This window comes from Rhodococcus sp. IEGM 1372 (genome assembly GCF_030056835.1).
Taxonomy (GTDB): domain Bacteria; phylum Actinomycetota; class Actinomycetes; order Mycobacteriales; family Mycobacteriaceae; genus Rhodococcoides.
Genome location: NZ_JASHKS010000042.1, coordinates 26,827 through 37,887 on the forward strand (window position 1 = coordinate 26,827; position 11,061 = coordinate 37,887).

General features: G+C 62.6%; 11 protein-coding genes. 8 read left to right on the forward strand and 3 right to left on the reverse strand.

The genetic code is table 11. The features are described from left to right. Positions 1 to 117: 117 nt before the first annotated feature. Entirely contained in the window at positions 118 to 1,332 is a 1,215-nt protein-coding gene (locus tag QM590_RS22395) for a hypothetical protein (protein ID WP_243610846.1), read from the reverse strand. A 929-nt stretch (positions 1,333 to 2,261) separates the two neighbouring features. Here QM590_RS22395 and QM590_RS22400 point away from each other — a divergent pair. Both QM590_RS22400 and QM590_RS22405 read left to right on the forward strand, forming a co-directional pair. Further along, positions 2,262 to 3,068, forward strand: a complete 807-nt coding sequence (locus QM590_RS22400; protein ID WP_243610845.1) for a hypothetical protein — start codon at positions 2,262 to 2,264, stop codon at positions 3,066 to 3,068. A gap of 199 nt (positions 3,069 to 3,267) precedes the next feature. Beyond that, entirely contained in the window at positions 3,268 to 3,768 is a 501-nt protein-coding gene (locus QM590_RS22405; protein ID WP_243597312.1) for a hypothetical protein, read from the forward strand. A 286-nt stretch (positions 3,769 to 4,054) separates the two neighbouring features. Here QM590_RS22405 and QM590_RS22410 read toward each other — a convergent pair whose 3' ends face one another. Further along, positions 4,055 to 5,317, reverse strand: a complete 1,263-nt coding sequence (locus QM590_RS22410; protein WP_243597311.1) for a hypothetical protein — start codon at positions 5,315 to 5,317, stop codon at positions 4,055 to 4,057. 305 nt (positions 5,318 to 5,622) lie between these two features. Between QM590_RS22410 and QM590_RS22415 the strand changes: the two genes are divergently transcribed. The 6 genes from QM590_RS22415 to QM590_RS22440 all read left to right on the forward strand — a co-directional run bounded on the left by QM590_RS22415 (position 5,623) and on the right by QM590_RS22440 (position 10,068). Next, the gene (locus tag QM590_RS22415) at positions 5,623 to 6,240 is read left to right on the forward strand and encodes an SMI1/KNR4 family protein (RefSeq protein ID WP_243597310.1); all 618 of its coding nucleotides are present in this window, start codon (positions 5,623 to 5,625) and stop codon (positions 6,238 to 6,240) included. Between the two features lie 190 nt (positions 6,241 to 6,430). Further along, positions 6,431 to 6,919 (forward strand): hypothetical protein, encoded by a 489-nt coding sequence (locus QM590_RS22420; RefSeq protein ID WP_243597309.1) that lies wholly within the window; start codon positions 6,431 to 6,433, stop codon positions 6,917 to 6,919. 189 nt (positions 6,920 to 7,108) lie between these two features. Next, complete coding sequence (locus QM590_RS22425; protein ID WP_008720325.1) at positions 7,109 to 7,315, forward strand: hypothetical protein; 207 nt, start codon at positions 7,109 to 7,111, stop codon at positions 7,313 to 7,315. A gap of 48 nt (positions 7,316 to 7,363) precedes the next feature. After that, positions 7,364 to 7,489: a hypothetical protein gene (locus tag QM590_RS22430; protein ID WP_269596439.1), complete on the forward strand. Its 126-nt coding sequence runs from the start codon at positions 7,364 to 7,366 to the stop codon at positions 7,487 to 7,489. Between the two features lie 32 nt (positions 7,490 to 7,521). Further along, the gene (locus tag QM590_RS22435; protein ID WP_243597308.1) at positions 7,522 to 8,523 is read left to right on the forward strand and encodes a hypothetical protein; all 1,002 of its coding nucleotides are present in this window, start codon (positions 7,522 to 7,524) and stop codon (positions 8,521 to 8,523) included. Positions 8,524 to 8,895: 372 nt separating this feature from the next. Next, a complete protein-coding gene (locus QM590_RS22440) occupies positions 8,896 to 10,068 on the forward strand; it encodes an ATP-binding protein (RefSeq protein ID WP_243597307.1) in 1,173 nt (390 codons plus the stop codon). A 208-nt stretch (positions 10,069 to 10,276) separates the two neighbouring features. On the opposite strand, the gene QM590_RS22445 is transcribed toward QM590_RS22440, so the two are convergent. Continuing rightward, complete coding sequence (locus tag QM590_RS22445; RefSeq protein ID WP_269596438.1) at positions 10,277 to 10,942, reverse strand: hypothetical protein; 666 nt, start codon at positions 10,940 to 10,942, stop codon at positions 10,277 to 10,279. Positions 10,943 to 11,061 lie beyond the last annotated feature (119 nt).

Genomic DNA, 11,061 nt, shown 5'->3' on the forward strand with positions numbered 1-11,061 from the left:
TGGACGACCCTCTAAAGGATCCATCCCTACGTATTTGAGTATGGAACGGGCTCTGCCCCAGCTTGAGTCGGCCGACCATGTGGCCACGACCGACGACAACAACCCTCAACACGCAGCTTATGCAGCTAGACGCAGCTTCAGGCCGTCCACCGTCTCGCTTGGCAAACCGAGCCACCCAATTTCTATTGCCACAGACAAGAAACTTTCCACTACAGTCAACGCGCGCTCCACGATCTCCCGTTCCTCGGGGTCACCGGTGTCTGCATGTTTGATCTTCTGCAACTTTTCGCGTGCCACAACTAACCCGGCCGCCGCAACCTCATGAAATATTGAGCGCTCGGCTACTTGCCCCCCATGTACGAAACAAAGAGCCTGAGCCCGCTTAGTGGGTCTACTGATGCCCTTACTCTTGTCGATGTACACGAAATCACTGCCAGCAGCTCGATCAGTAGCCTCCAGCCAGGCCAGAACTTGCTTATCAGGGAACGCTTCGCGAAACAACCTGTCAATCAACTCCACCAACGAGCCAGCGGCCTGCGCGACTCCATCCTCTGATGTGTTCAAAGCAGTGGAGGCCCCAGCTAGCTTCCGGCTCAGCTTGGCACTTATCTCGGCGAGCGTCTTGCGGGTGGCACCCGACAGAAGCGGCCGCAGGTTCTCGATGATTTCCCCGAGGTCGGATTCGCCAGGCAAATTCGGGTCGAATGCGATCGAGCTGAAATCGAAATTTGCCTCCAGTACATTCGTGAGTACCCCGTCAAGTGTCAGCACGAGATGCAGGACCGAATTCGTGGGACCAGTTCCAAACGGACCTAGCTTCGCTACCTGCTCCGGGGTAAGGAGGATTGCGCAGTCATCTACGGCAAGCGCGTACGGCTGTATTTTCGAGATCAACTGCCGCAGAGCGTGTGCCAACACGGTCGTGTCCGAAACCAACGCCGCAGCTAGCCGGTCGTATGCCGCCGCACCGATGAAACGGCGAAGAAATCTCTTCCAACTGTCGGTACCGGTCTTCTTAGCCCACCGCGGAACCTGCATCTCGGAAAGTTCCGTCAGACGAGCCGTGAACCGTTCAATCTCATCCCCAGATTCGGGAAGATCGAACGTCTCGATCAGCCAATCGAGGCGCTCCTCCGCGGATCGCAAATCGTGTGGGTCGACAAATACCATCGCGGCGGTTATGGCCGCGTCCAACAGGGTCAGAATCCAATCGTGCAGCTCAAGGATCGAGCGTTGCCCCTCCGGCAATTTCGCTAGTTCTTTCACAAGCTCGGACCTCCCCCAACTGGCGGAGGAAAGCGACGACGACTGCGGCGATTCGTTTGAGCCCATTGCTCTTTCCGTTCATTTTGCCGGACACCCGCGCCCCTTCCAGAACGCGGGTGTCCGTACAGAACCGAGGTCCTACTTGCCTTTGCCTGCACCGTTCTTAGTGCGATCGACGACCAAGTAACCTTGCCCCGATTTGGGGGTAGGAGGCAGCGGCTTGCCCTTCGTAGTGGTGCGCTCTTCCCCAGTGCGCCCGCCGCGCGGTCCGACGATCTCGACCTGCCCCGAGTTGGGAGCCCTGGTTCCGGGTTTCAACGGTTTGGAAGCGGCCATAATGGCGACTCCATTCTCGCGCATCCAGGTCTCTTGCAGACCGAGACGTATCTGGAACCGCAGCGCGTCGATTTGTTACGGAACACCGCGAGTTCTAGAGTCGGAAATCAACCACGATTGACCAATACCTGAAGCCTCGGCGTATATGCCCGAGGCTTCAGGCATATCTGCGTTCCCCATCTTAGTTGTGCAGTCCGACACATCGGACAGGACACGCCGTAGAAACCCAAGATGTAGCCTAACGAATCGGACCAAGGCACTACATCTGGTGACGGATCCTGCTATCGGGAACGTCCGGGCTTCAAGCTCAAATCTCTTATGCGGTGCCGCCAGTTCCATCCTGGAATGGACGATCTCATGGCAGCACGTTGCTGAGTGATCTGCACCATGGAGTACAACGTGGCAGAAACCGTTCATCACATGGACTTCCAGGTTCGCTCGGCCCCAGACTTCCAACTGGCTTCGAGCGTTAACATGCGGATTAGGAGCTTCGTCAACATCTCTTGACGGTGCGGTAACTTAACGAGGGCGACCTCACCAAGCCTCCTCGGGCTTGTGGGTTGTACTGGAGGTGCGGGGCGTGTTTACTGGCGTTCGGTGACCCCGCGCCCGTCGGCTTCGTCTGGCGGTCCTCCTAGTTCGCGGGTTTTCATATGTGGTTGCAAGAAGTAGAGGGTCAAGTCCTCGAACAATTCATCTACGACGGTGTCTCGTTGGCCGACGCGAACGCGATGCGTCGCTTACCGCCGGTGCACCGAGATCTGTTCGACAGCTTCGTGTTTGCCGCCACGGCCGTAGCGGTGGGGGAGAGCGACTGGAGCAGATTTCCGATCGCTTGCTTGGGCTATCTGTCGGCCGTGCACGGTGACCTCACGTTGGTGCCGCCGTTGATACCTCCCGACACCGCCGACGTGGTGGCGGACGTGCTCTCACGTTTCACACCGTTCAAATCCGGAGATGAGCGCGTTGCGGACGGTTCGCGCATCAACGAAGAACAGTACCGACTCGCGGAGGAATTGTTCACCCGTCTCGGAGGTGATCATGGGGACGGCGCAGGTGCTGCCGGGGCGAGAGCGCACAGCAGGATGATGTCCGCGCGTATTGCAGATGGGTTCGTTCATCCTGTGATCGGGGCGCACATCTGGAGCGATGTTCCTGCCGCTCCGCGGGCACACCCGGGCAGCGGCCCCGAAGTCACCGTTCTCGAACTCGTTGAGGGAATCCTCGCTCGGTGGCGCCAGTTCCCGGCCGAACGCGCTGGAGCCGAGCGCGACATCCTCACCGAAGCACGCTCTATCGGCTGGTCGGGGGTTCGCGCGCCCAGGAATACGGACGCTCCTAGCGGCTGGTACGCACACTCACCCGAAACCGCCGGCGTCATCGGCCGCGAGGCACACGCCACCAGTGAAGATCCCGCGCGTCCTGTGGTCGACGAGCACGTGCGACCGCGACACGAAGATCGGTGACCGCACTGTGACGGTGAACCGGCTCGCTATGCGTACGGGTCGTGGGGGACTGGTCGCTCACGTCGACATCCTGGTCGAGGCAATCGCGCGTGGGGATAGGTGGGCTGTGGCGCGCCGCGCGACGGGCCCACTGCTGGAGCAGTTGCTGTCGGGTGATTACGACGACACGTTCGGAACGTCAGCGGAATCCGATCGATCCGTGGGTCTGGGCGGAGCGCCGGTGGTTTTGATCGACGGCAACGTGGCGATTGTGGTTGCGCCGGTGACGAACTCAGGATCGGGGTCGGTGGGCGCGGTGACGGCGCTGCTGATCCGGTCTTCGACGCCTGGCACGGAGAGGCGGTGGTTCGTGGCGTCACTGACTCAGGACCAGATGCTGGATAACGAGTTTCAGCGGCGGGTGCAGCACGAGTCATTTCCGATCGACGCCGACCTCGACATCATCGCCGCCCACGGACCCCTCGATGTACGCGCTGCATCGATCGACTGGGACGACGACTCGGTGATCCTTCAGCGCTCTGACACCGGTGTGGTGACCGTGGCGGACGCGCGCGCCGAGGCGGCGACGTGGTCGCGGGAAAGCTGGCATTGGCTTGCCGACGAAGCGCATACATTCGCCGGCTTGTACCTGCGAGGGTGCCATCCCGAACTGGTGCGCGAGTTCCCACCCCAACACCCCCGCTGCGAAGGTAGTGGATGAAGGCACTGCCTCTGCTGCTCCGGCACGGGTTGATGTCGGGACGACCCGCTGCAGTTGCACTTCTGCCGCTGTCGGGTGCGTTCGAGTCGCAACCATGTCGTGACGGAAAGGTAGCTATAGCGAGTCCGAGTGGTACGGGATGCCCGGCATCGAGCGCGCAATTGCCGCGCGAGCGGTCATTGCGTGTTGAATTTCCTGGACTATCAACCGACGGCCCGATGGTCCAGTAGTTCGCGGTGGGCTACACCAACTGCTCTTGGGGGGTTTGCGCCTGGCCAGGCAAAGTTCACTCGGCGGGCGTACCGCGGCGCAGCCTCAAGCATCCAACTGCGATGCCCCCGGCGAGCAACGCTGTGCAGGTCGCAACCACAACTGCAACAGGGGCGAAGGCGCCGACCGCGCCGGGGTCGAATGCGGTCACCGATGCGCCGTCGGGTGTAGTTGATGTCCACCCGAAAGTGTAGGGCTGCAACGGAGGTGCGGACAGGCTGAATACGCACAGCATCGTCGGAAGTAGCAGTCCCGCTGCGCTGACGGTGGCATCCGGGGGTCCGGATGACAGCAGTGTGTAGACGATGGCAGCAGGAAGAACCACCGCGTATGCGATCGTCGACAAGGTCGAGTACGGCACCAGGGCTGAAACGCATATCAAGGCCAACACCATGCAGCCCGAGGGGACCGACGGCACCCGCCACGCACACACGGCACCTGCTACCAGGCCGATCGCCGCAAGTGGAACGAGCCACCATGCGTTCCACGCCATCGAACCGACGGACGTGGCCCCCACCGCGAGTCCGGCGCAGATGAACGCCCCACCACGCCCGTAACCAAGCGCGGCACAGGCTATGACCGCGAATGTGAGAACGGCAGCGACGACCCATTGACCGACGGACGCGGTGTAGTCGCCGAAGAACACGTAGGCGACCCACACCGCAAGGGCCGCTATTGCAATTCCCCATTGTCGTGCGTGCTGTTCAAAGTCACTGAGCGTCTGCGTAATAACACCGGCGAACAGCACAGCGCACGCCACCAGAACGATCACCGGCACTACCGGCCCGGGGTAGAACGGGTCTCCCGGTAGGCCGACCGACCATCGAAATTCGTCCGTCGGTTGTTGTGCTGCCCATTCGCCAAATCGATATCCGGCGGCGGCACCGAGAACGAGCGCGACGAAAGTGCCGCGCTGTCGTTGTGCCAAAAGCGCCGACGCGGCAAGCAGGAGACCGGCACCGAGTCCTGCCACCGACACCGACAATACGGTCGAAATATCGACCAGGGCAGGTGAGAGGAGAACGAGGGAACCGAGAAGGCCGGCGATGCTTACGACACCTCGCCTGGGGAGTTGCGCGGCAACACCGATCACGACGAGCGCGGCCAGGATCGCAACAAACCCTGCCCACGCTGGATTCAGAAAAGCCGACGAGACGGAGGAGTCGCGCTCCGCCACCAGCAAATCGGTAGGTGGCGTTGCCAACACCGCCCAACACCCGGTGAACGATCCCGCTGCCGCAGCAGAAGCGGCAGACAGACGATCCCTTCGCGTCATCATGGCGATAACCTAACGCGTTGCTGGCGTACGCGATGGCGGGCATAGGGGTTCAGTCATGGGTGCTGACACTGAGGGTCCTCGGGAAATGTGTTGCCGCCGAAGGCACAGCTGTTCTTCCCTGACGCAGCCGAATTCATCGCTGGCGCGCCGGCCACTTGTGTGCTCCAGACTACTGCGGCGCAGCCCACAAGTACGAAAGGTGGCGGGGCGTGCTCGCGTCAACATCTCTTGACGGTGCGGTCACTGTCGCGAAGCGATCTGCGTTGCGATAATCGAAAGATCCCTCTGCGCAGTATGGTCGGGCAATGTCGTTGACTCATGAGTGGAACCTCCTCGTGACTGCGCTGCGGGACGTGGCACCGGTGACGGCGCGAACGCTCCGGCCATGCGCGTCGACGAGCGCGGTGAAACGGGCCGAGGCGGCGACGGTTCCGTGGCCGGACGAGCTTCGCGAGTTCTTCGGCCTTCACGACGGGCAGAAGGAGGTCGGCGGCGCGGGACTCGTCGTTCCGGCTGGACGTTTGCTGCAGGTCGTGGAGATACCTCAGCGGCATTCCGACATGGTTGAAGTCATGGCGGATATCGTTGCAACAGAACCAGATATGTACGACGGGACCTACGCCGAGATCGTCGACAACCTGGTCGAGGCGGGCGTCGAGGCAGAAGATCACCTGTTCCTACCGGGGTACGTCCCTATCGCAGCATGGGATTCGAATCTGATGTATTGCGACACCCGTTCGGGAGAGATGCGGGGGAGTGTGTCGTACCGATCAGACGACGGCGGGCACCTGGGTGTGCCAACCTGGCCGTCTTTGGAAGCATTTGTTCGCGACGTCAGGTTGGCCGTGACCGATCAGATATCGATCGGCTGGCACACAGCAGCGGTCGACAACGGGGTACTGGACTGGGACATCGTCGAATGACGTTGCGGCAGGGCGAGAGCGCCGAGATGGCGGTACGGGCAGCAGCGGCCTGCCTTGGAGCGACCACCCTCCGAAACACCTGGTGTTGCGGTTCACCCTCGCCGGTGTCGTGCGGGCAGGCGCGTTGTCGGCAGACGGCGGCGTCCAAGTGACCATTACTCCGTGTCGTGACGGCTCACCCGCTCGATGGTTGACCGATCAGAGACGCGACGGGTGGGATCTGGTCACCCGAGGCCCGTCGGGTTACGAGCGTTACGCACGGTTGAGGTTCATCCCGGATCCGACTTACGACGGTCAGCGCGAAATGGACACCAACCTCGCCAACGACGGACAGCCCGAGATCGCCCAGCTCGGAATCGCTGTCTCCGCCCTCGCCCGGTTCACCACGACTGCGGACGTGTGCTATTTCCTGATCTGGGAGGACTACGAAAACCTCGACCACTTCAGGGCCGCGACAGTCTCGATCCCGGAGCGGCCCTGTTACCTCTTCCGAGGTACTGCGGAGGACGTGTCGACGTTGAAGGACGCCCGAGACGACTCTGGTGAGCTGCCGATTACCTGCGTTTGTGTGGCCGGCCGATCGTGCGTGGTGCATCGCCAACGACGTCGACCCCCACTTCGCCACCATCTGCGCCGGCGAGTCCGCTATCTCAGATCTTCTTCGCACCGCACGAATTGATACGACGCCGGACGATCCCACCAGGTACCCACCGTTTTACGGACTCTCAAGGCCACGGCTCGAAGAACGCGTTCGACGCGCTCGCCGAGGCGCAGTCTCTGCAGCGCAACGGTTTCTAGCGGGCGTTCCGTACCCTCGGGTGGCGGTGCCGAACAGGCACCGCTATCCGAGACGCAAGGAGGCACCTCCATGGCTGGAATCGCTGACAAGCTCGACAAAGCATACGAAGACAAGCCGCTCACCGAGCTCGTCGACGCACCCGTCGAAGCACTGCAGGGCGTTAGCCCTGGCGATGCCGAGCATCTCAAGGCCGCATTCAACATCAAGACCATCGGCGATCTCGGACGCAACAAGTACTTCCTCTGGGCGCAGTCGATCGCCAAGCTCGCCGAGTAAGACTCGAGTACGGCACACACGATGAAGCCACAGGACTGGCTACGTCCTGTGGCTTCATCGCAAGCCGACATCGATGCCTGTGGCGTACCTGCACCATCGACCGTCGACAGCGATGCCGTCGACGAGCATGCGCCCACGTTCGCGGCGGAACGGCCCTCGGCGGCTGTCCTCTGATCGGTCGGCCTTCAGCCCGGTACCGTCGCACTGTGACACCGAGACGGGGCAGCACGGTGGGCGGTTACAGCTATCAGTGGTCACTGTTCGCCGATTGGTGCGCTGCGGCCGATGTCAAGGCGCTACCCGCATCGCCGATCACGCTAGCGGAGTTCCTCGCCGAAAACCCCGCCAGCGAAGCGGTCCAGCTGCGCCGGGTTTCCGCGATCAACCGCGCTCACCTCGACGCCGGCCAGCCCGCTCCCGGACGCGTCACCTCGATCCGGATCGCAATGAACTCGATACGTAGCAACAGAACGATCCGGCGTGCCGCGCAGTACCAGACGATCGCGGCCCGACTGCCGACCTCCGGATCGACGACCGCACTGTTCGGTCGCCGCGACGCCGTTCTTCTCGTTCTCGCCGGAGCAGGCCTGGCCCACAAAGCCATTGCCGAACTCGACCGCACCGACATCACCACCGACGACGACACTGTGTGGATCGGCGGCCGCCACCGAATCCGCATCGCCCCCCACGACGCCAGCAATGTCGAGCCGGCCACGATATGGCACCGGTGGCACACCGTCCTGCAGTTCTCCGAGCGCTACCCGTCGACGACGTTGCTTACAGAACATCTGCAGCGCAACACGTTTCCCGATATGACCGGGCTTCCGCAGCGCAGTGGTCCGGTTGCGGTGCCGATCGACCGGTGGGGCCACCTACCCTTGCCAGTCACGGCGATGACCGCCGCCGAGGTCGGAGCGGTGATCACCAGGCACCGCACCGGGGCTTCGCCACTGCACACCCCGCGCAGCCTCCTCGTCAGACCCACCGACGGTGGTACCGATCGGAGTGACCCGATCGCCGCGCCTGAGCCAGTTTCTGTCGAGCTCGACTCCGGGTACTACCGCTCGGGTGTCGAGGCACGTCGACGCGCCCACACGGCGTTGGCCGATGTACCGGACATGGTCGACGACGTCGAGGACCGCATCGAGCAACTCCTGCAACGCACCCTGCAGCTCCTCGATTCATCCACCAGCGGCGACAGCACTTGATGCGGCACGCTCACGATCCGGCACCTAGGTCGTCGTCCAACTCGTCGAGCAAGAGATCGGACACCGCGCCGCTGCCGCAACGTGGGCGCAGCACCTGGATTCCGAGAACCGCGACAGATGACGTTCAAGGCTCAGGCGTGGGCTCGAGACCCGGTCGCCGATCGTCAACATATCTTGACGGCGCGTAGCCGCTCTTCATGCCATCGGCCGACATCGACACCGTAGAGGCGTCGCGGCACTTGCCCTAGCGCCCGGTGCTGCTTGTCGCCATAGCACGCCCGGATCTGCACCGGACTGCTGATCTATTGGAATGTATATAACCATATAAGACTAAGTCTGATACTTATACATACAATCAGATAGTATGAGTGCATGGAGTACGGACTGAACCCCTTCACACCCGGGTCTGGCACCCGACCCCCCGAGCTCGTCGGACGCACTGCCGAGCTCGAACGCTTCGACCTGTTGATTGCACGCGCGAAACAGCGCCGCTACGACCGCGGTTTGATGCTGCAGGGACTTCGAGGGGTCGGGAAGACCACGCTCTTGGCGACCATGGCGGACCAGGCTCGCCGCCACGACTGGGTGGTGGTCGAGGTCGAAGCCCAGACCAGTGTGGAAGGTGCCGAGGCCCTGCGGAGGCGTATCGCCAAAGATATTTCTCGCGCTGTACGGCGTCGCCAGTTCGCCGGCCCGGTCGCGGACAAGATCCGGCAGTTGACCGAAGAATTCTCGATGTCCGCCACAGCATTCGGTGTCGGAGTCGAGCTCGCTCGCTCATCCGGTGCCGAGAAACCTAGCCTGGGGGTCGAATTCGAGGACCTCGTCGAAGATCTCACCGAGGAACTCCGCAAGGACGGCACCGCGCTGGGGCTGTTCATCGACGAGATGCAGGAACTCGAACCGGCGCTCTTGCAGGTGATCCTGGCTACCCAGCACCGCGCGGCTCAGCGCGAGTGGCCGTTCTTCGTGTGCGGTGCCGGCCTGCCGAACCTTGCGCAAGCATTGGCCGACGCACGCTCGTACGCCGAGCGCCAGTTCGACTACAGGACCATCGGTCCGCTCGCCGACGATCAGGCCCGCGATGCGATCGTCACACCCATCACCCGGCTGAACCAGGACATCGATGCCGAGGCAACCGACTACGTCGTCGCGGCGAGCGACGGTTACCCGTACTTCCTTCAGGTGTTCGGTCACGAGCTCTGGCAGGCAGCCCAGCAGTCCCCGTTCACACTCGCCGACGCCGAGGACGCCGTCGACACCGGCCACGCCTCGCTCGATTCCGGCTTCTACAGCTCACGGTGGCTGCGGGCCACCGAAGCCGAGAAACGCTATCTGGTGGCGATCGCACGCAGCGGAACCGATACTCCGCGGACGGCAGCCCTCGCAGAAGCGCTCGGATCGAATCCGCAATCGATGGCACCGCACCGTGACTCCTGCATACGCAAAGGACTCATCTGGTCTCCCGCCCGCGGCCTGGTTGCGTTCACCGTCCCCGGGATGGCGGACTTCATCCGCCGCCAACCCAACGCACCGATTATCTGACCCCAACACCCAAGGACGTCGACTGGATCGACATCGAGCACGTCAATCGCTCACACCATTCAGCATCCACACAGCGCCATTGCACCAAGAGTCCAGTTCGGTCCGGCGTGGCAGCATCCAGCCGCGCTGGAGGAGGACCAGAGCGAGTAGAGCGAACAAGGCCGGTGCTCGGTATCACTCTGAACTCGTGGCCGATGCACACCGTGCGCTAGAACGGGTCCGGTGGGCCGGTGTTCATCACGGCCAGCATGTAGTCGTGATCGGGTGGATCGGCCGGGTGATCGTCGACGATCACGAACACTGATCGATCCGGCTCCGGCGGGGTGCGTGCTTCCTCCCGGGCTGCGAGCCATTCCCGCCAGACGATGCGTTCGGCGCGGTGGCGCACGATGCGGGCACGAACGGCCGAGGTGAGGCCGTGACGATGGCCGATGTCGTCTAGTTCGACGGGCCCGATACCGATGTGGGTGTTCTCGATTGCGAGGAGCCCGGCGACGCGTAGATCCAGCAGAGCCTCGTACCCGCTGGTGCGTCCCATCCCGAGGGCAGTGAACAACTCATCCGCCGTCAGAGGCTCTGCTGCGGCAACTACTGCGTCGTAGAGGACGCGGTGACGCCACCCGATGACACTCCACGCCGGGTGTACCGACTCCACTTCGGCTGGCCCTGCCACGGTATCGACTACCGCCGCTCGACCCGCATGTGTGGGCACTAGTGCGTACCGATCGGGGTTCTGGCCGACTCCGCGTTCGATCAGCAACAGCGGTGAACCTTCCATGTCCCGCAGCCGCTCCAGAACGGACCACACCGTCGATTCCGGGAGCATGCCAGCGGCGATGGACAATGACCGCCCACCGACACCGACGGTGGGCACACCTTCCACTATCTGCCCTGACACTGCGGCAGCCCACGCCAGTGCCTGAACGACTGCATGAGTAGTGGGAGTGTCAGATTAACGGTGGATCCGACCTTGGCGTCGGTTAGTTTCCGTTC

Excerpts from the sequence above, each read along its gene's own strand:
- QM590_RS22395 (WP_243610846.1), bottom strand. The coding sequence starts at position 1,332 with ATGGGCTCAAACGAATCGCCGCAGTCGTCGTCGCTTTCCTCCGCCAGT.
- QM590_RS22410 (WP_243597311.1), bottom strand. The coding sequence starts at position 5,317 with ATGATGACGCGAAGGGATCGTCTGTCTGCCGCTTCTGCTGCGGCAGCG.
- QM590_RS22415 (WP_243597310.1), top strand. The coding sequence starts at position 5,623 with ATGTCGTTGACTCATGAGTGGAACCTCCTCGTGACTGCGCTGCGGGAC.
- QM590_RS22425 (WP_008720325.1), top strand. The coding sequence starts at position 7,109 with ATGGCTGGAATCGCTGACAAGCTCGACAAAGCATACGAAGACAAGCCG.
- QM590_RS22440 (WP_243597307.1), top strand. The coding sequence starts at position 8,896 with ATGGAGTACGGACTGAACCCCTTCACACCCGGGTCTGGCACCCGACCC.